This is a genomic window from Gluconacetobacter brunescens (genome assembly GCF_048695475.1).
Classification (GTDB): Bacteria; Pseudomonadota; Alphaproteobacteria; order Acetobacterales; family Acetobacteraceae; genus Gluconacetobacter.
This window is the reverse complement of sequence record NZ_JBLHEN010000004.1, coordinates 1-18,588: the sequence shown is the minus strand read 5'-3', so window position 1 is coordinate 18,588 and position 18,588 is coordinate 1. Positions and strand designations below refer to the sequence as shown.

The window sequence follows — 18,588 nt, the reverse complement described above, 5'->3', positions numbered from 1 at the left end:
CTGGCTCCAAGCACCGACCCGGATAGCGGACCTGGTTGCGAAACCTGCCCGTAATGCAGAGAAGGGCGTTCCCCTGCGCTTCGCTTCGGGTCGCGTGACCCGGGCTTCGCCCCGAGCCCCCTTCGGGGTCTCGGCCATTCGGCGGGTCCCGCTAACGCGCTGTGCGGGCGCGGCCAGGCCATAGAGCGGGCAGGGGAGTAATGGGGTGTTCGGGGAGCGTGACGGCGCCTCGACCCCCCTGACACGCCTGCGGCGCGTCAGGGGGGCACGCTCCGGGGATTACGCACCGCATCCAGCTCCAGTGTGACAACAGCCCGTGCGGTCTATCAACAGGGGAACGACCCTCGCCGCGCCTGGGCCACCCCGCGTTCATCGCAGGCCCTGCGGTCCTGCGCTGCCCGCAGGGCGACCGGCTTGCTCAGGCCGCTCCCCTGTTGACAGACCACCCGGCCCGTCGTCTTGCCGAAGGCAGGATGTGGCTCAGAAAAGCGCTCCATCCCCTGCTCTCTCGTTACCGTCGCGGGCGCTCGCCGCCCCGCACCCCGGCAGCGATGTGGTCTAGTAAAGCAATCGGGTTTGTTCAGTAAAACAAGCAAGAAAAGCGACAAAAACACAAATAAACATCGCCATTATTGGCGGTTTCTTGCCGTTTTCTCTTGCTGGCATCCGGCAATCTGTACTATTCTTTTCTTGTCGAGAGGGATTGGCCCTCAAGACAAACGCCCCGGACGGTGCAGCAACACCAGTCCGGGACTTCGCCAGAATGAAGGATAAGTTCATGTCCGACGCAGCCAACGCTATGCAAGAGAAGAACAGCCCGCGCAAGGGTGCCCCGCAGGCCCGCAAGGCGGCCGCTGCCCGCCAACGCACGCAGGCCCTGTCCGCTCCGACCCTCGCCGATATCCAGCGCCTCGTGCCCAACGACGACCAGATGACGAAGATTGTTGCCGCGTTCGGCGTGGAGTCCGGTGACGTGGACGAGCTGACCGGCGCGGGCTCGAACATGGTCCGTGACCAGTACGCCCTCCTGTCCCCCGTGCTGGTCTCCACCATCCGGGGCGAGGCGAACTATCAGGGTCTCAAGCTGCATCTCGATCGCGTCGTTGACGGCCTGATCCGCTCCGCCTACGGCGCCGCCAATTTCTATGAAAACCGCCGCATGATCGCCAAGGACGCCGCCGATAGCTGGGCCAACGGCGACCGCGACGAGGACCGCATGGGCGTGGACGGCGGCGAAAACCGCGTCGCCGGCCTCCGCCGCATCGCCGCCGAGAACGGTGCCAAAGCCTACGCACTGGCCGCTGTCGCCGCCGGTGCCTGCGCCGCCTATGCCGAACTCATGGGCGCCGAATGGAAGCCCTACCAGCCCAACAACGGCCGCACCCTCGACCAGAAAGTCGCCGCCGCTCAGGCCGAAGCCCTCGGCTTCTGATCGCCACACCGGGCCGCTTCACGCGGCCTGGTGCCGCGCCACCGGCGCGCCTGGCCATGGCTGTCTGGCGAAAGCGGACAACGGCGCTGACGCGCCGTTGACTTTTGGCTTCGGCCCGCGCAAGGCGCGGGCATTCTGTCGTCCGACGAACGACGGTGAGCCAAAATGGACACATTTCGTCCGTGCTGGCCTCAACGTTCGGCTTTGGTTTCGCCGACTTCCGCGTTCCCCGCCGGCGGCGGTTCCAAGGCACACCACTTCATGCCGCTCGCTGGATCCCGGTGATAATTGTCCTCACAGAAGCGCCCGGTACTTGCAGCGTGCCAGTTCCACGTTAGGCCCGTGCTGAAGCCAAGCGCCACCAGGACCGCACCTGCTAGAATCATGCGGACGTAGGCCGCCCAACGTGCTTCCTTGTAGAAACGATGCTCATTCGCCGGAATCTCCTTGCGGAGCGCCTCGAAGACGCGCTCCTTGAGATCAGCCATGAGTCCGGACACGAGCCCGTCCAGCGCCACCTGGAGCTCGCGCTTGCGGAAGAGTTCCTGCTTACGCAGGTTGCTCTGCGCCACTACACCCAGTTCCTTCACCTGCTCGCGGCCCTCTTCGAGGTCCGCTCGCAGCTGCGCCAATTCCTGATGGGACTGCCGAAGCAACGCGCCGGCGGTTTCCGTAGCGTGGGACATCTGCTCGCATGCATCTGCCGTCGCTTCGCACTGTCGAATGAAAAGGATTCCCAGCGGGCTGTCCCGCTCTATGCCCGCGTCGTGGAGGCTTCGGAGCAGCTGCTCGCGCGTCGTTTGCCGCGCGTCCGCCGCCGTCACGGCAGCCACGGCAGGATGCCCTCCTCCTCGATGTTCGCCCGGAAGTCTTTCAGCCACTTGATCGTCATGTGACGCCACAGCGGGTTGACCTGGGAGCCGTCCGCCTTCGGCTTGCCGGCGATCACGTCAAAGACGTTCACACCGTCATTCTCCAGATATTTCATGCATGTGAGGGCAGGGAACACCACGACGCGCACACCGGCCTTCCGCATTCTACCGAAGCGGCTATCGTCCTGGATCCAGGCAAACGGATCCGTAGAGCGGGACGTCGACCGATATAGCCCCTCGTTCAAGAACAGAACCGAATCACCATCTCTGAAGGCCGACGAGTCCCAGATCCGGAAGACATGATCAAAGTCGTCGCGCTCGGGGCCGGTGAAATACGCGAATGTCGGTGCCACCCCGTTGTCCCGGAGAAACGCGCCCAAATCCGATTCAGCTGCGAGCTCTTCGCTTACCCGGTCTCCGCCTCCCATATCGATCACAATCGACGCTTTCTCCGAAAGTGCTTCGGCAAGCGTGTTGGCGAGCCATATCTTGCTGGCTTCCAACTCAGCGGTGATCGGGCGCTCAACCCCATAAGGACCGTCCGAGGGAAACAGTTTCGACAGCGTGGGATTGTTCGGGTCACCATCGGCCGCCAGAACCGGACGTCCCTCCTCAATCGCCCAGTGCGTGAAGCACGAAAGGCCGAGACTGCCGCCGCTCCGTCCGCGACCGATCCGCCAGACCACCCGGCGCTTGTGCTGCCCGTCGTCCTGGTGTGTGTTGTCCGCCATGATAGCGCCCTCTCCCTGCATCGCTGCTGGCACCGTGCCAGCACTACAGGCAGGTTAGAGTCTCCGTTTGTGACTGCGGGCCGGCGGCTAATACAGGTTCGGTATTCGGGATTTGGCGGTCCTCATGACGTAGCGTTCGTCATCCGTCATCGTCAGGTTCGTCGGGTGTTTTGCGCGCAGTAGCCGCCCTACATCACGCAGCCAGTCTTTCTCGTACTCATAGTGCCTTTTGCTCGGATAGCCGGGGAGGTCATCTCCGATCTCCCATTTTATTCCGGTCGCTTTGCAGATGTCGCCCTTCTTCACGGGCGGCAAGGACGGATCAAACGCGCGGTATGCGCGCTCCGACACATAGGGCGCGTCAAATTGAGGCAAATCGAGAGTGACGAGGCCAGGCTCGCCTTCTTCTCGCTCCGGGACGACCGCAGCGGTGGCTTCAACAGGCACACTTTCCGAGCCCGGCAAGAGGCCATTGGCTATCTGTCGGGCTCGCAGATGGGCCGTCGCCTCCCGTAGGTAAGGCGCGTCTGAAGCGGCTTTCTCACGCCGCCACGTTGCCGCCCGCTCGGCTCCGTCGATGCGTGCTGCCAAGGTACGCGCACTTTCTGCCTGCCGCACTCTCTCGGCCCTGCGCTCTTCCTTCATCGAAGCTTCACGGGCTTCGCTTTCTTCCCGCTTCTTTGCTTCCCGTTCTCGCAGCGTAGCAACCGCCTTTCGTACGCGATACCATGTTTTCCGGAGCGTCTCGCCTTTCGGCTTTTGCCCGTCACGGGTGGTCAGGCCGTCAGAAATAGCTGCTTCGCTCAGCTTCTCCCAGCGGACTTTCTTTCCCGTGATGGCGCGCGACATGGCCTCGTGGTTGTCAACCATCCACCGATATAGCGACGAATGAGCCCAGGCGCCGCGCTCACAGTCCTTCAGGGCCGCGAATAGCGCACCACTTTCCCCGCCCAGCGCCGCCCCCACCGCCATTGCGCACAACCTCCTCACATCTCCTGCGGTCCCAGGTATCACCTCCTGACGGATCGGGTCAACGTTCGCCCACCGTTCGACCCGCTACCGCTTCAGAGTCGTCCATGCATCGGGTTAGAATCGGGACAAGAATCCCCCTTCTCCATACACAAATGCACCCTTTCGGGTGCGGCCCCTGCGGGGCCACATTGCATCCGGTTGGGGGGGCGTCGCGGCGATGCCCACGCACGGGCTATAGTGACGGGGCCGGTCGCCGAGGACCGGCGATTTTTGGCCCTCCGAAGGGCGGTCCAGAGCTCGCGGAAAGGGAGTGCGCCGGATGACACCATCGGACCTTGAAGATGCGATCGCCCGGCTAAAGGGGCAGAATCAGGCGCATGCCATGCTGTTGACGATCGCGGAGATTATCTGCCAGGGGTTGGGGAGGTAGGCGCCGAAAGCTTTACGGCTCGCGCCGGCCGGGCGAAAAGCGCGCATGAACCACACGCATCTGCATAGCCGGCGTCCACGCAGCGACATGGCCCGGGAGATCGGCACTCGGATCCGCGAGAGACGGGATGTGCTAGGCCTTACTGTTGCCGAGGTCAGCCGGGCGCTTGGCCTCAGCAACGGGGCGGTTTCGCAATATGAGACTGGTCGCGCCGCTCCGAAGCAGGAGAAGATTGAAGCGCTTGCCGAGGTGCTGGGCACGTCGCCAGAGTGGCTCATGACCGGGCATGAGCCGGAGCACCTTGGCTATGCAAAGAACGCAGCCGAAATTCGCATGCTGGCTCTCATGAGAAGGATTCCGGCGAGACTCCACCCCATTGTACTTGCTGCGGTGAAAGGTATCGCTGATGCGGAGCCGTCTCCAGAAGGCCAAATGGCACGCCCGGGCCGAGGTGATCGCTCGCCTTCTTGAGTGCCCCGCCAATTGCGGCTGTGATGCGCTTCTGGGCGCATCATTGGCAACACGAAAGCTGCGTGTTTCCAGGCGGAGCGCAAGCGCACTGTTGAACCCTTGGGTAACCGCATGGCACCGGCCGGGCCGCAGTTACAAAGATGCTCCGGACAATACCTGCCGGGGCCACGTGGCATCAGGTTCTCTTTGAAACACGTAGCGTCCTCGCGTCGCGGATGGCTTTGAAGGCCAGGACAATCTGGTCGCTGAAAGTAGGGCTGAACTGTCCGCGCGGGGACCGGTCATCGAGCGTCTGACATGCTCACCGGCCTGAAGGCCGATGGTTCCGGGATGGGCGTGCATTAAGCTGCCCTCCTGGTGCTTCCTGCTTCGCCGGGCCGCTTGTTGCGGTGTCCCTCCACAGGCTTCAACGGGCTGTCCGCCCGCCGTAGGATGTTTTTCGCGGCGTTGATATCCGCGTTTTCGGTGTGTCCGCAGGTGGTGCAGACGAAGCGTGCCTGGCTGACCCGGCTGGTCGGGTCGAGGCTTTCGCAGGCCGAACAGGTCTGGCTGGTGTAGGCGGGTGGCACCTCTACGAGCGATCCACCCCGTTCGGCCAGTTTGTATCCCAGCAGGGTGCGGAATAGCCGCCATCCCTGATCGAGGATGCTGCGGTTGAGCCCGGCCTTCTGCCGGACCTTGCGGCCCGGTTCATCGACGGTGCCTTTGGCGGATGCGGACATGTTCCGCACCTGCAATGCCTCCACAACGACCGTGCCGTGGCTCTTGGCGATGGTCGTGCTGATCTTGTGGAGGAAATCCTTGCGGGCGCTGGCCACGCGGGCGTGCAGGGTCTGCACCCGCCGCACGGCCTTGCGCCGATTGGCGCTGCCCTTCTTTTTGCGGGAGACGGCTCGTTGCGCCTTGCGCAGCGCACACAGGGCCTTCCTGCCAAAGTCTCCCGGCGCGACGGTCTCTCCGCTGCTCATGGCGGCGAAGACGGCCACGCCCATGTCGATCCCGACCGGAGCCAGAACTGTGGGCGCAGGCTCCTCGACCTCGCGCGCCCACTGGACGGATGCGAACCACTGCCCGGCCCGCCGGGAAATCGTGATGTTGCGGATCACACCGGGCAGTTCATACCAGCCCCGGAAGGCGACCCATCCCAGCTTGGGGAGCTTGATCCGCCCGGTCCTCTTTCCTGTCCGCTCAACGCCTAGCGAGCCCGGCTCCGGGAAACGGAAGCTGTCGTGCAAGCCCTTGCGGCGTGGTGAGGGATAGCCTGCCCGGCCGGAGAAGAAATTCTGATACGCCCGGTCGAGATCACGCAGGGCCTGCTGAAGCACCTGACTGGGCGCTTCGCGCAGCCAGTCCACCTCTCGGCGCAGCTCGGTGAGCTCACGACATTGACCGGCAAAAGAGATGGATCGACCCGTCCGGTCCTTATGGCGCTGCCACCAATCGCGCCGCTGCTCCAGCGCAAGATTGTAGACCGACCGGCACGCACCGGCGATCTGGGCCAGAGCCTCGCGCTGTTCCCCATCCGGGTATAGCCGATAGGTGTTGGCCTTGCGTTGGATCATCCACAATATGTATCGGCATATTCCAAGTGGTACAAGCCAAAATCACAAAAATCAGCCTTATATCCCCGCCCTGAACGACGGGGCTTTACGGCTGGCTCGGTAAGAGGTTTCGAGAATGTCGTAATTCACCTCGTCCACGATCACCCATAAAGGGATGCGGGTATCGAGCTTGGCTCTGCGGGCTTCCGTTTCCGGAATAGGGACAGCCTGACGTCCTGCGGCCGGCTCCTTGCTGGTGATCGGCAGGAGGAAGAGATGATGCTTGCCGTTCCGGTCGATGGCGACCACGACCACGCAGCTTGGGCGCCTCTTGCGCCCTTCCGTCTCGCCGCGTGCATCCTGCCATTTCCAGAGGTAATGGTAATCGATGACCTGGCCAACGCGCGGAAAGTCATCTGCCATTCAGGTAGTCCGCGATGCCCTCATCGCACAGGGCACCGATATCCTCGGGCATATCGCCGACATCAAGCGCCATCTGGCTGCCCGCAGGAGGGCGGGTGAGATTGGCGTATTGCTCCATCGACATGACGATGAACCGTGGCTTGCGGTGCTTCGTGATTGCGACGGGGGCGATAGCTGCCGCTTCAAAGAGATCCCCCGTGTTGCGGGTAAGGTCGCCCGCTGCAAACTGCTTCATTAGCCTATCCTTTCGCGACAGCATATTGGGAATATACAGAATATCCTAATATTATGCAAGCGCGGATGATGCTGCCGCGCCCACCGTCCGCAGTCACAAGCCGCCCAGAAATAATAGCGGTGTCATCCACCGCCTGGAGCACATTACGTGACAGCCGATAATTCGAATATGGCGGCCACCTTGGCCTCTTTATCCCAGGGACAGCTCCACATCATCGCCGTGCTTCAGCAGCATGGGCAGGTCCTGGCCGAAATCCATCAGATGGTGAGCCCGCCGGAGACCCGCGACGAGCCGACTTTGCGTGACATTTTAGGGCGTATGGCGGACGCGCTCGATCGGCAGATCAATGCGCTTGAGGCATTAACCGAGCAGGTCACACGGATCGACATCGGCGCGTCAAAGCGCGAGGCCGCCGAATGATCACCTACCGTAAGCTTACAGCCGCCGGCGCTGGCAAGTTGATCGTCGCATATCTCCGTGAGCATAAGCTCGAGCCGGGCAAGGACGCACGGTTCGAAAGGGACCGGAGCGATGTGGAGACAGGGGATCGCCTGAACACCTATTACACCGGTCGGGACGGAAAGGGCGCCTGGGGGCCGAATCTTGGAACCAGGATCACTGACGCCCTTGGGATCGACGTTGGGAAGATCCCAACGGATGAAGCATTGGCCCGTCTGTTCGAATGCAAGAGGGCAGACACCGGCGCGGAGTGGGCGGGCGCTCATGCAACGAGAACCATCTCGGGTTTCGATTTCACCGCCTCGCCGGATAAATCAGTCACTCTTGCGGCCGAGTTCGCAGCCACGAAAGCCGAGCAAGCCCTGATCTGGCTGGCGATCCATCGTGCCAATGACCGGGCTATGGCATTCATTGCCAAGGAAGTCGGCGTTGCCCGACGCGGCAAAGGTGGAATGTCGTATGTGGAGGCAGGTGAAGTCGCCTGGGTCTCCTTTCGCCATTATACGGCCCGACCGGCCATGAAGATCCAGGACGGCCCGAACGGCGCGACTGCGGCAGTGGAGATCCCTGTGCCGGGAGACCCGCAAGCGCACATCCATAATATCATGCTCAATGCCGTTGCGACCGAGAGCGGACATCTGGGCTCCCTCGATAGCGCGCGGATCACGAAGACGACCTCGTTCATGTTCGGCGCCTATTTCCAGGCCGAGCTGGCACGGGAGTTGCGCAGCCTCGGCATCGAGGTGAGCGTGGACAAGAAGGGCCGGGCGATCGTCATCGACGGAATTCCCCAGGAGGCGAAGGAGCTCTTCTCAAAGCGCAACAAGCAGGCGTCGCAGATGGCGAAAGCGTACGCGACGCGCCAGGGGCTCGACTGGAATGAGATGAGTGCCGCGCAGAAATTCTCCATCCTCCACACGGCAAATCTCGCTTATCGCTCGAAAAAATACGACGGATCGAACGATCGCGAGATCTGGCGCGAGCAGGCGGCCGAGATCGGGTGGCACCATGAGACTGTGCTGACAGACGCCGCTTACGGAGAACGGAGCGACGCACAGCGCTTCGACATGGCATATGGCATTGCGGCGGACTTGCTCGCCAAAGAATTTGCGACGGCAGCAGTGATCGACCGGGATGCTTTTCGGACCCATGCCGCACACGGGCTCATCGCCGCAGGTATTCGCGAGCCCGAGGACGTTGAGCGGGTGGCGGATCTGATCGAGGCACGGGGCATCCAGATCGACGGGAAGCACGTTGCTTTCATCAAAGAAGAGCAGGAAGGGCGTGTCCGTGTCGCCACGACGGAGCAGCTCCGGGTGGAGAAGGAAATGGCGCGGCTCGCTGCGGTCTCATCGAGGACGCGGGCCGGCGCGCTCTCCGAAGCAGCCCTCGCGGCCGCGATCGAGCGATCTGGGCTCGATTTCGATCGGGAGCCCGAGCACGGCCGGGCCCAGCTTGCTGCGATAAGATGTCTGGGTCTGGCCGGAGGGCTCGCCTTTCTAACGGGCGTGGCAGGTGCCGGCAAAACGACGCTTCTGCGTCCTCTCGTCGACGCATGGCATTCGGACGGCCGTCGCGTCGTTGGAACTGCCATTGCGTGGCGGCAGGCCGAGGCCCTGAAGGACGCCGGGATCACTGAGTGCTACGCGCTTTCCCCGCTGCTCAAGCGGATGGCCTCGGGCGAACTGGTCCTTGGAAAAGATAGCGTTCTGGTGATCGATGAAGTGAGCCAGGTATCGCCCCGGCAGCACCTGCAACTCCTGGAGTTTCAACAGGAGCAGGGGTTCGCGCTGCGTATGCTGGGCGATCGCGAGCAGGGCCAGGCCATCGAGGCCGGCGACGGAGTTGAACTCATGATGCGCGTTCTGCCGGCGGAAGCTCGGGCGGAACTGCTTAGTACGGTGCGCCAGAAGTCGGCTCGGGGGCGCGAGATCGCCGGGCATTTCCGGTCCTCGGGTCGGGACTTGTCCAAGACAGAGGATGAACAGCGGCAGGCTGACACCGCTCGCGCGCGGGCGGCAATCGACATGAAGCGCGAGGACGGCACGATACGCCTGGTCGGCGGCGATCATGACCAGGTCGTCGCGCATATCGCGGATCTCTACTTGCGCCGCCGGGATATCCTCATTCAGGCCGGTATGACGCGCGGTATCACCATGTCCGCGCCGACAAACGAGGACGTCATGGATTTGAGCCGTGCTGTTCGCGAGAGGTTGCGTGCGCGAGGTGAAATTGGCCGCGAGGAGATCGTCAGGGCGGCTATCGATCAGCGCGGCGAGATATACGATCTGCCAATTTCTGTAGGTGACCGGCTCCGCCTCTTCAACAGAACGCACGCACAGGTCGCGACGCATCGAGGCTCGAGGTGGCGTGAGTTGGGATCCAATGGTGACTTCGTGACGGTCAAGGGATGGTCAGACGAGGGGATCGTGTTGGAGAACGCCAAGGGACGGGTGGGATTGGTGCCGTGGTCCCGCCTGGCCGATAAAGAGTCCGGACGGCTGCGCCTTGGCTTTGGCCACGCGATGACCCACGATTCCGCACAGGGGATCACCTCGGACGAGCACGTAAACGCGATGCCGCGCGGGTCGGCCGGGGTCACAGGCTTTACCACCTATGTGGGCGAAAGTCGGCACGTCTATGCGTGCTGGACCGTGGTCGCGGAAGGTGCTCTGAGGGAAGCCGAAACATGGGCCCGGCCGCTTGGTGATATTCGCCCCATCACGACGGAAGACCTTTATACCCGTCTGGCCGCGGATATGGGACGCCACCCATACAAGTCCCTCGCCGTCGATCTGGCAAAGGCTGATCTGGCAGCCGATGAGCAGACCGCGCGCTGGATCCGGCAGTCCCATGAGAACGAACGCGCGCAACAGCGTGGGCAGGAACCTGGGTGCCAGATCAGACGCGAGCTTGATGAGCGTCCGGTCCACGGGATCAAACCCGAGCAGTGGGATGACGTCAGTCGAAAGCTACGGAAGGCTGGCTACGCCACCCAGGCGGCTCTGGACGCCGCTCGCCGGTCGAACGAGAGGACGCTTCGATCCGCACACCGTGGCCCGAACAACGCGCCCCCGCCGCCTTCGCCGGCGCACTCACATCCGGACCGCGATAGGGGGGGCGCCTCCAGGGTTCCATCGGCCGACCGCGACCTTTAGGCTCTCACGAGGTCCAGCGAAGGGAGCGGAACATTGGCTGAAGGACGTAACCAGGTATTCTCACCGGCTGACGTGCACGAACTCGCAACATGGCTCTTCTGGCTTCGGGTCCGCTCAGTCGGCGTTGCCGCATGCAAAACCGAGGTGATTGAATCGCGTGGCGTCTCGCTTCTGAACCGAGAGAACCTCGAATTCGTCCTGCGCGCAGACGTGAATCAGAAAGTCGGGGAGTGCCTTACCGATCCTGCCCACGCCCAGGACCTGGTGACGGCGGCTGCTGCTGAAGCTTACGCCTACTGTTCCGGAGACGCCAACTTGAACGGTATGGTCTACGCCGACGAGGCTATGGGCGGCCGTGATCTGTTCGCCGGGCGCTTCCCTTACCCAGACCTTCCCGTTGGGCCCGCCAATATTGAAGTGGTGGGGGCCAGCATTCCCACAATGGGGCAACTGCTGGTGCGCACCCCGCTGCCGGCGGCTGTCGCCGTGCGGACGCCTGAGGTTCCTCCGCTCTTCTGGGTCCGGGACACCACGGCCGCCCTGGGGAAGGCATATCCGGTCCTGTTCATGAAAACCGGCGTGGCGCAACTCGCGCAGGACCTCTGGTGCGTTCACGGGTATTGCAACATTCCTGTCCCCACCTTGGACTGGGGAGATCGGTTTTCGCTCGTGATTCCCAACGGCATGTTCTCATTGGAGCGTCATGTGTTCACGGGCGATGCCGGCATTATCGAAGCGCGCTACGACTGGCGCTGAACGCGCCGGCCGGGCCGCTATGAGTGACCTGACGAACGCAATCTCCGGGCGACGACACTGGCGGCGTTTCTGCCGCCTCGACTGTCGCTGGCCGAAGACGGGATGATGATCGCTGCCTTCGGATTCTCCAGCGGGAGCAGACGAACGTGCTTTTTGGTTTCCACCACGTCGAAGCCGAAGGCGCGCAACCGGCGGCGGAGCGCCGCCGTCATCTTGCGATAGCCTCGCAGCATTCGCCGAAGTTCTGCGACGCGATCCACATCCTCCTTCATGCGGTGCCTGAGCGGTGCTTGTGCGTAACTCGCGCGTGAAGGTTGAGCGCGTGGACGATCCTGCCTTTCGCCGTCGCCTCCGACGCTCCCATGGCCATTTCAAAAGCGACCAGTTCGTCGCAGAGCGCCTGGTCGACCGAACGATCGAGCGGCTCCTTCGTCTCCGGCGTTTGCTCCGCCGGTTGGATCAGGTTTCGGAATAGCCCCGCAAATGGGTCTGGAGCAGGTCTGATTTCCTCCCCGTTGAGTGTGAGGAGGTCTTCCGCGTCCTGAAGAGGTGATGCATCCTCGCCGACGATGATGGCCAGGCGCGAATACAACGCCCTGAGACCGCCGGTGAGGCCCGGCAGGCGGTCCGCTTCGACAAGATCCGCCCCTGCCGCAAGATGACGGGCAACGCTCTCTACGAGCGGAGATGAAGACGAGGCGAGGCGCTCAGGCACAGGGGGAAGCGTCGGGAAAACCCGGTTGACGCCTTCAGGGCGGACGCCGGCATAGAAGAGTCGTGCATAGATGCGTCGTCCGCGGAACAGGATGATGGCCTGCCCCTGCCTCAGTTTCTGGATGTCGCTCCACGACACCCTTTTTACCTCCCGGATATCGGCGCGCTGCTGGTCGGCGTAGAGACCCAACGGGGAAGAGTTGTCGTAACCTGGGAGCACCGTGACCGGCATTGTGCCCCCGGATTCCTCGATCCACTGCCGGGTCGGACCTGCGTCCTCGACGTTCATGAGGATCTTGAGCTTCGGGTTCCCCAGAAGGGGCACGGTAAAGTCGCGACCGAGGGTCGCATAGAGCGTGCCGACCTCCTGGAACGAGATGAGGAGGAAGACATTCAACTCTCGGCCGAGTGCCATCATGGAATCGATACCTCGGGTCGCGAACTGTCCGACTTCGTCCAGCACCATCGGATACGGCACTTTTGATGAGGATGGTCGGTTGGCAACGAGGTCCTCGTAGTCTCCCTCGATCGACGTACCCAGTGCGGCGGCGAGCGCGTACCGAAGAGCGGTGATAACTGCTTTGCCGAGCGCGCGGTTCGTATCGGGATGATTTTCGAGAGACGGCAGAAGAACGACGAGAATTCGCCGATTGTATATTATGTCGCGGAAGTCGATGTCACCGACATTACAGCCGAAGACATGGCCTAGAGTCGACGACATCTGAGTGAACGTCTTGCCGAATCCGCCGACGACGTATGAGTGCTGCTCCCGAACCTTGTCCTGCTCGCTGACGTCTTTTTTGTCCGAAAAGCCGCCTGTCTCGCTGACGTAATCCCTTACCGGATTGAGCAACGAAGTGGGGAAGTGTTCCGGGAGTATGGTCTCACACGCGACGCCCTGATCCGCATCGTAATAGCTGAAGCGCCTTTCGCTATACAGTAAGCGCAGCCGGTCAATATCGCTGAACATTGTCCGGACAGTCTCTGCGGTGATGGGAACGCCGAGATTGTCTCGGACCCACACGAAGACGTAGGCCATGCCCCGGATGAGAGATTCAGCACGGTTGCGGAAATGGTCTGAATTTCCGCCGCCACCCTTGCTTTCTTCAGGAACGAATAGCGTAAGAAACAGTTCGGTCATGCCCTCCGCATTGACCGATGCAAACATGTTCCAGGTATTTGTGCGCCGATCTCCGCCGGAAACCATCAGGTTGATGATCCGGACATTCGCCTCCTGGCCCCAGCGCCGGGCCATTGCCATGATGGTGAAGGGGAGGTTGTTGCTCGCCTTGCCGTCGACGATCGTAAAGCCGGTGCCTTGAGCCAGAGCGTTGCACAGCAGGCTATAGATCAGTTGGGTTTTGCCAGATCCGGTTGCGCCTGGCGCAACTCCATGCATCGTCAGGTCATTGCCGGACAGCCAGATTTGCTGGCCGGTGACTTCGTCCCAGCCGAGTAGCCAGTCTCCGGTAGGGGGGCCCGGAATCTCGACACCTGGTCTCTTTGGGTCGGGCACTGGGTTCCCGTAATCCTTCCTCCCGGCATTCGCCGGCAGCCGCAGCGGAAGCGTCACCGGCCTTGTCATGACGTAAGCGGCGTAAGCAGCCGCCAACGGGAGTGTCAGTGTGGTTAAGGCGGGTACCACGGCCGTCAGGATCGCGAGTGCGACGAGGCCGACGGCGGAAAAGCTGGTAGTGAGAAGTTCACCGACATGCTGAGAGAGGCGCCGGGTGTCGCGATAGGACAGGCCACCCGCTTGCTCGTGAAAGTCCTGAGGGCCGTCTATCTGGCGGCGGATGACTGCCATCTTCTAGTCAAGTCCGAACGCTGCGTTCGGCCCTCCCGGGTTCGGCTGACCGGGCGGGACCTGACGGATTGCTGGCGGGGGAGTGTCCGTCGCGGCGTTTGGCGCCCGTATAGTCTCCCCTACGGTTCGACGAACAAGCGATGCTGAGTCCGCGGAGCTACCGTCATGCGCAGAGCCCGTCGCCCAATGCCATGTCAGGCCGCACACAAGCGCAAAGAGACTGGCCGATACAAGAGTCCTCAGTCTTGCTGGCGCAAGCACGCGAGGCGGGTCTGTGCGCAGCGTCGACGGCGGAGCGGCCCAGTCGCCCGGCAGCGGAACAGCGGCGCTGCGGCCGTTCTCCCTCTCGACCGGCGAATGGGCGCCGTTCGGCGTCCGCTCGATTGTGACGATTGTCGCGTCGCCGTTCCGTTGGATCGTCACGACTGCTTCACTCGACGGGGCAAGAATAATCATAGACACCTCTCCGCTGTCAGAATTTCAGCGTAGAGGCCCCGTTTGTAACCTCAGATTCTTCCCGTCCGCCGGCGGGCGGCAGGTGTCACCCTGCGACGCGCATGGCCTCGCCGGCAAGAGCGTCGAGAGTGATTACATGGTCGTCAGCCAGTCGCTGCAGGACGGCGTCGATCGCCAGCAGCGCGATCGCGGCAGGGACGTGGAAAAGACCGATCAGCCGATGACCTGTCAGACTGATTTCGTCCGGAACGATATGAAGGCCGAACCCGCTGCCGCCAGTGTCTTGCCGCCATAATTCCTCTGCCAGGCGAAGGAAGACGGGAAGGAACATATCCGGCTGGCTGATGCGCCATGACGGAATGGTCTCGAGGCCGGGTATGCCGGTTTCAAATCGATAGCCTCGCGCGTCGAGCATGATGTGAAGCGCACGCGCGAAATCGTCCGGATCGGTCATGCGTAGGCCCGCTTCTTCCTGGAGGGAAGACGAGGGCGTCGGGGGCCGCACACAACGACACGGAACATTCTCCAGGCAACTGGTAAAGTCAGCCCGAGCCATGCGAGAACGGCGAAGAAGATCACTCCAGCTACAGCGGTTATCAGCGTCCAAAGACGCATGTGGACAAGGAAGAGAAGCATCGGAGCCATTGCCCGAGCGTCGACAATGAACAGCCGAACGGGGTCGGCCGAGAAGCGCCACATTTAGGAGTAACCTCCGGAAGCGAGTGCGTTTGTTCCCTTAGGCATTTCATTGCTCCTGTTGCATCGCTGCCGCTGCCACGGCTTCGGAAATCCGGCCGGCTTGGAACGCCTTCGTTATCGCCTGTTCAAATGTCTGGCCGTGGTTGTGTACAGCTTCGCGTGTCAGCCGCGGCCACTGGTCACGAGGGGCGTCAAGCAGTGTGTTGCGGATGGCGCGGTTCACGGGAAGGAACTCACGGATCGGTGTTCGCTTCCCATCGGTAGATGGGAGCAACCTCTGGTTCACCAGCAGCCGGAGGTTTTCCACGAAGGAGATGGTAAGGTTGTCGCGCTGGTCCCCTGGACAGAGAGCGGCGACGCGACGGATGGTGGACTGGCAGTCGAATGTATGCAGCGAGGACGTCAGGCGGTGCCCTGAAATGGCTGCCTGAATAGCACTCTCCATCGTGTCGCTGTCGCGGCACTCACCCACTACAATGTCAGTGGGCTCGCGGCGCATAGCTGCGCGGATGAACTCTCCAAACGTCGCAACATCACGGGGAACCTGGCATTGCGAGATTGTCGAGTTCCTGCGTTCAACCAGATCGTAGAGAAGTTCGAGCGGCTGCGATCCCTCGATTATGTCACAGTGGATGCCGGGATCTTCCAGGCGTGCCCGGTTCACTCCACCCATCAGGGTCGTTTTGCCGGACCCCGTGGCGCCGCAAATGAGGTACATTCCCCGGTCTCCAGCGAGCGCCTCCATCAATGCCGGCTCGACGTCCTGTTCGGACAGCGGCCGCGGTATGTCGGCGAGCGGCCGGAAGGTCATCGAGATGCCGGTCTGCGATCCGACCTGAGTTCCGATGGCATTCAGCCGGAAGGAGTGCCGTCGCGAACGTCGATCGAGACGGATTGTGTGACTGAGATCCAGGGGCGTGCCCTTGCGGAGTTCAGCGACGCCGGTCGCGGATCGAAAGACGTGGGTGACCGCATCCTCCACATCGAGCGGCAGGCTCGCGTCGCGGGTAACCTGCCGGTTTCGGCCATGCACCCGTATTGTAACAGGCATCTCCGTTTGGATTTCGATGCGCGAGGCGTCTTCCTTCGCGCACCACACAAGGAAACGGTCCAGATTCTCGCTTCGCAGGTGGCTTCCGTCCTCGGGCCAGTAATTGTCTTCACCCATCGCCACGCTTCCTCTGGGGCCCCTCGACGACCCTGATGACCCGGCGATGCGCACGGATGAGCGACTGCGGGAGTTCGGCGCGGGCACGTTTGGCTCCTCCGCCGCGTAGCGCCGTCATGTAGGCCTGTATGGGCGTTCGGAGAGACGCTGGGGCTGCTGATACGTCATAACCAAAATAGACGTCGAACCTCGCGGCCTGGTCGAGTTGAGGGAGTACGGTGACCATCGCCGCGTCGAGATGCGTATCACCCAGGTTGTACCTGCGGACCACCCATTCCCGAAGCTCGAGGGCGGCCGTCCTGGCGGTGATGAACAAAATCATGAGGTCGGTCGGCGGAGGGGGAGGCGTGATCATGGCTGGTCTAGTGCATGGAGGATTGACGTGAAATCCGGCTGGACGAGCGGGCTTCCCGCTCGACACTCTGCGCCCCAGTGCGCGATGGCGGCGGCGGCCTCAGCGCATGGTGCGATAGTCATGTCATGAGCCGGCCGGCCGTCCCGGGGATAGGAGGCAGCCGCAAGGACCAGCCACAGGTTGCGATCCACGAGCTGCACAGAGGCAAAGATGCCCGGGTTCACGACGCCGGAGCGGAGGCGTGCTTGTTGCATGAGCGAGAGCAAGGCGGGCCGCGTCCAGGCATGCTTGCCTATCAATGCGAGCGCTGTTGGGAACCTCTCCTTCGAGAGGCGCCGATCAATAGATCGGACATACCGTGCGGGCAGCGTCGCGAATGCCGTCGGGGCTCCCTTCAGCCGTGGGTTCGACAGCGCCCTCGATAGCTCCTCAAGGACCGCCAAAGCTTCATCCTTTCTCCGCTGGTCAAAAAGGGCGAACACGAGGAACAACGTCCGCTCTATCGGCGAGAATGACGTCAAGCTTTTCAGTTCGTGACCCAACTGCGACCTGAGGGCCAGGCTGCCTTTGATGAACCGCTCATGTCGCGTCTCTCCCGTCATGTGCCGCTCGCGCCATTCAGAGGCACGTAGTGCCGGGTCCATCGGGCGTAGCGGCTGGTTCGCCGGCGCGGGCTCAGTGAGCTTGGTGCCGCGCCCCATCCACGCCAATCCAAGCGGGTGGATCCGTGCAAGGGCGGCCTGCATGCCATCAAGACCGAAGCGTCGACGGTAGCGCTCGCGGGGAGCGCGCGTGAGGCACAGGAGAGCAAGAGCAACAATAACGGGAATGGCGACCCAGCGTAAAACGGACCCGGTAATGGTGCACAGTGTCCAGAGCGTTCGGGCGGAGACATGTTCCGGCTCTGCGTCGCGGAGATGCTCCCGCAAGGGATCAAATTGGTGCGTGAAGGCTCCGATGACCTCCAGTTCCAGCGCCTGCACCGCCAATATGGCGGTGGCCATCTGCGTATGGAATTTCCACCACAGAAAGAAGGCGAGCAGCGCCGTGCCGATCGTCATCCCGACGAACAGGCTGCTCAGGCGCTCAGGATCGAGGGTTCGTGTGCCCGCGTCAGGGGAGAAAGGCTTCATTGCCCGTCTTCCGTCACACGCCAATGCGCCCGGTTCGCGTCGAGGCCTGGCTGCATTCGAATTTTCACGTCGTCATTGCTGAGACGCATGATGTCGTGCCCACCCTCGACGTCTACATGCCGGTAGCTGATCTCAGGCGGCGCAACCTTTCCGGCACGGAGTAAGAGTCGGTAGCGGGCCATTCCCATCACGTCACGTTCAAGGCGGCCGAGGTCCGCGAGGAAGATATCGACGGCCTGCCGTTCGCCTGAGGCCCAACCGTAAGCGAGCCCGGTTTTCCAGATTTCCACCTCGTGCGGCGTGCGCGGACGCAGAACGTCGGGAGGGGGGGCGACGGCGCCGACGGTGCGGACAAGCCACGTCCTCCATTGGGGCACGGCAGAGACGAGGCGGGCTTCTCGCGTGATCTGGTAGACTGTTGCAGTTTCACGCGCCGTTTGGCCTGTCGGATCGAGAGCAAGTGCCATTTGCGCTTCGGTGACCACGGGCGGCCGAAGCAGCGTCTGCCCGTTGCCGGCGGGAAGTACGAGCGTGCGGAAATCGATCTTCCGATCGAGGATAGGCGCGTAGCGGCGGAGCATCTCGTTGATTGCGAATGACTCTGCTGCTCGGCCGCCCTGTGCGCCGGCTGCCCAGGCTGCCTGACGAACGGCCTCGTCCCGGTCGTGGCCCTCCTCCTTTTTTGGGGAGTAGCCGGGCCGGATGGCCATCAGCGCTTCAAGGGATGGCGGCCGATCGACGTCCGGAATATCGGGAGCTTCGGAAGCTCCCGCGAT

At 62.5% G+C, this 18,588-nt stretch carries 18 protein-coding genes; 5 read left to right on the top strand and 13 right to left on the bottom strand.

Going from position 1 to position 18,588, the window contains the following annotated elements; genetic code table 11:
* The first annotated feature begins 778 nt into the window (after window positions 1-778).
* Window positions 779-1,432 carry a hypothetical protein gene (locus ACMAUO_RS20120; protein ID WP_420358690.1) on the top strand — a complete coding sequence of 218 codons (654 nt, stop codon included), beginning with the start codon at window positions 779-781 and terminating at the stop codon, window positions 1,430-1,432.
* Window positions 1,433-1,623: 191 nt separating this feature from the next.
* Here the strand turns inward: ACMAUO_RS20120 and ACMAUO_RS20115 are convergent, their stop codons facing one another.
* The 3 genes from ACMAUO_RS20115 to ACMAUO_RS20105 form a co-directional block, all read right to left on the bottom strand.
* Window positions 1,624-2,265, bottom strand: a complete 642-nt coding sequence (locus ACMAUO_RS20115; protein WP_420358689.1) for a hypothetical protein — start codon at window positions 2,263-2,265, stop codon at window positions 1,624-1,626.
* Window positions 2,253-3,035, bottom strand: coding sequence for a hypothetical protein (locus ACMAUO_RS20110; protein ID WP_420358688.1), 783 nt, complete (start codon window positions 3,033-3,035; stop codon window positions 2,253-2,255). Before ACMAUO_RS20110 ends, ACMAUO_RS20115 begins: the two co-directional genes overlap by 13 nt.
* A gap of 87 nt (window positions 3,036-3,122) precedes the next feature.
* Entirely contained in the window at window positions 3,123-4,007 is an 885-nt protein-coding gene (locus tag ACMAUO_RS20105) for a hypothetical protein (RefSeq protein WP_420358687.1), read from the bottom strand.
* A gap of 475 nt (window positions 4,008-4,482) precedes the next feature.
* On the opposite strand from ACMAUO_RS20105, the gene ACMAUO_RS20100 reads away from it, so the two are divergent.
* Window positions 4,483-4,908, top strand: coding sequence for a helix-turn-helix domain-containing protein (locus ACMAUO_RS20100; RefSeq protein WP_420358686.1), 426 nt, complete (start codon window positions 4,483-4,485; stop codon window positions 4,906-4,908).
* 341 nt (window positions 4,909-5,249) lie between these two features.
* Here ACMAUO_RS20100 and ACMAUO_RS20095 read toward each other — a convergent pair whose 3' ends face one another.
* The 3 genes from ACMAUO_RS20095 to ACMAUO_RS20085 are packed head-to-tail and all read right to left on the bottom strand — an operon-like array spanning window position 5,250 to window position 7,107.
* Window positions 5,250-6,470, bottom strand: a complete 1,221-nt coding sequence (locus ACMAUO_RS20095; RefSeq protein ID WP_420358685.1) for an RNA-guided endonuclease InsQ/TnpB family protein — start codon at window positions 6,468-6,470, stop codon at window positions 5,250-5,252.
* A 57-nt stretch (window positions 6,471-6,527) separates the two neighbouring features.
* Entirely contained in the window at window positions 6,528-6,872 is a 345-nt protein-coding gene (locus ACMAUO_RS20090; RefSeq protein WP_420358684.1) for a hypothetical protein, read from the bottom strand.
* Window positions 6,862-7,107, bottom strand: coding sequence for a type II toxin-antitoxin system prevent-host-death family antitoxin (locus ACMAUO_RS20085; RefSeq protein WP_420358683.1), 246 nt, complete (start codon window positions 7,105-7,107; stop codon window positions 6,862-6,864). Before ACMAUO_RS20085 ends, ACMAUO_RS20090 begins: the two co-directional genes overlap by 11 nt.
* A 147-nt stretch (window positions 7,108-7,254) precedes the next feature.
* Between ACMAUO_RS20085 and ACMAUO_RS20080 the strand changes: the two genes are divergently transcribed.
* From ACMAUO_RS20080 to ACMAUO_RS20070, 3 genes are read left to right on the top strand one after another with little or no spacing between them, the layout of a single operon-like run.
* Window positions 7,255-7,527: a hypothetical protein gene (locus ACMAUO_RS20080; RefSeq protein WP_420358682.1), complete on the top strand. Its 273-nt coding sequence runs from the start codon at window positions 7,255-7,257 to the stop codon at window positions 7,525-7,527.
* Window positions 7,524-10,724 (top strand): MobF family relaxase, encoded by a 3,201-nt coding sequence (mobF, locus tag ACMAUO_RS20075; RefSeq protein WP_420358681.1) that lies wholly within the window; start codon window positions 7,524-7,526, stop codon window positions 10,722-10,724. Before ACMAUO_RS20080 ends, mobF begins: the two co-directional genes overlap by 4 nt.
* Before the next feature lie 33 nt (window positions 10,725-10,757).
* Window positions 10,758-11,480 carry a hypothetical protein gene (locus tag ACMAUO_RS20070; protein ID WP_420358680.1) on the top strand — a complete coding sequence of 241 codons (723 nt, stop codon included), beginning with the start codon at window positions 10,758-10,760 and terminating at the stop codon, window positions 11,478-11,480.
* 17 nt (window positions 11,481-11,497) lie between these two features.
* On the opposite strand, the gene ACMAUO_RS20065 is transcribed toward ACMAUO_RS20070, so the two are convergent.
* The 7 genes from ACMAUO_RS20065 to ACMAUO_RS20035 all read right to left on the bottom strand — a co-directional run.
* On the bottom strand, window positions 11,498-11,752 hold the full coding sequence (locus ACMAUO_RS20065) for a hypothetical protein (RefSeq protein WP_420358679.1): 255 nt from the start codon (window positions 11,750-11,752) through the stop codon (window positions 11,498-11,500).
* Entirely contained in the window at window positions 11,749-14,001 is a 2,253-nt protein-coding gene (locus ACMAUO_RS20060; protein WP_420358678.1) for a type IV secretory system conjugative DNA transfer family protein, read from the bottom strand. Before ACMAUO_RS20060 ends, ACMAUO_RS20065 begins: the two co-directional genes overlap by 4 nt.
* Window positions 14,002-14,542: 541 nt before the next feature.
* Entirely contained in the window at window positions 14,543-14,911 is a 369-nt protein-coding gene (locus tag ACMAUO_RS20055) for a hypothetical protein (protein ID WP_420358677.1), read from the bottom strand.
* A complete protein-coding gene (gene icmT / locus ACMAUO_RS20050; protein ID WP_420358676.1) occupies window positions 14,908-15,156 on the bottom strand; it encodes an IcmT/TraK family protein in 249 nt (82 codons plus the stop codon). Before icmT ends, ACMAUO_RS20055 begins: the two co-directional genes overlap by 4 nt.
* 46 nt (window positions 15,157-15,202) lie before the next feature.
* On the bottom strand, window positions 15,203-16,324 hold the full coding sequence (locus ACMAUO_RS20045) for a type IV pilus twitching motility protein PilT (RefSeq protein ID WP_420358675.1): 1,122 nt from the start codon (window positions 16,322-16,324) through the stop codon (window positions 15,203-15,205).
* 351 nt (window positions 16,325-16,675) lie between these two features.
* Window positions 16,676-17,812, bottom strand: coding sequence for a secretion/conjugation apparatus DotM-related subunit (locus tag ACMAUO_RS20040; RefSeq protein WP_420358674.1), 1,137 nt, complete (start codon window positions 17,810-17,812; stop codon window positions 16,676-16,678).
* The coding region (locus ACMAUO_RS20035) for a type IV secretory system conjugative DNA transfer family protein (protein ID WP_420358673.1) at window positions 17,809-18,588 on the bottom strand (780 nt) is incomplete at its 5' end. The genes ACMAUO_RS20035 and ACMAUO_RS20040, both read right to left, overlap by 4 nt.

Bases quoted from the DNA above. Each gene is read 5' to 3' on its own strand.
- ACMAUO_RS20120 (WP_420358690.1), top strand. From the start codon at position 779: ATGTCCGACGCAGCCAACGCTATGCAAGAGAAGAACAGCCCGCGCAAG.
- ACMAUO_RS20110 (WP_420358688.1), bottom strand. From the start codon at position 3,035: ATGGCGGACAACACACACCAGGACGACGGGCAGCACAAGCGCCGGGTG.
- ACMAUO_RS20105 (WP_420358687.1), bottom strand. From the start codon at position 4,007: ATGGCGGTGGGGGCGGCGCTGGGCGGGGAAAGTGGTGCGCTATTCGCG.
- ACMAUO_RS20100 (WP_420358686.1), top strand. From the start codon at position 4,483: ATGAACCACACGCATCTGCATAGCCGGCGTCCACGCAGCGACATGGCC.
- ACMAUO_RS20095 (WP_420358685.1), bottom strand. From the start codon at position 6,470: ATGATCCAACGCAAGGCCAACACCTATCGGCTATACCCGGATGGGGAA.
- ACMAUO_RS20090 (WP_420358684.1), bottom strand. From the start codon at position 6,872: ATGGCAGATGACTTTCCGCGCGTTGGCCAGGTCATCGATTACCATTAC.
- ACMAUO_RS20085 (WP_420358683.1), bottom strand. From the start codon at position 7,107: ATGAAGCAGTTTGCAGCGGGCGACCTTACCCGCAACACGGGGGATCTC.
- mobF (WP_420358681.1), top strand. From the start codon at position 7,524: ATGATCACCTACCGTAAGCTTACAGCCGCCGGCGCTGGCAAGTTGATC.
- ACMAUO_RS20065 (WP_420358679.1), bottom strand. From the start codon at position 11,752: ATGAAGGAGGATGTGGATCGCGTCGCAGAACTTCGGCGAATGCTGCGA.
- ACMAUO_RS20060 (WP_420358678.1), bottom strand. From the start codon at position 14,001: ATGGCAGTCATCCGCCGCCAGATAGACGGCCCTCAGGACTTTCACGAG.
- ACMAUO_RS20055 (WP_420358677.1), bottom strand. From the start codon at position 14,911: ATGACCGATCCGGACGATTTCGCGCGTGCGCTTCACATCATGCTCGAC.
- icmT (WP_420358676.1), bottom strand. From the start codon at position 15,156: ATGTGGCGCTTCTCGGCCGACCCCGTTCGGCTGTTCATTGTCGACGCT.
- ACMAUO_RS20045 (WP_420358675.1), bottom strand. From the start codon at position 16,324: ATGGGTGAAGACAATTACTGGCCCGAGGACGGAAGCCACCTGCGAAGC.
- ACMAUO_RS20040 (WP_420358674.1), bottom strand. From the start codon at position 17,812: ATGAAGCCTTTCTCCCCTGACGCGGGCACACGAACCCTCGATCCTGAG.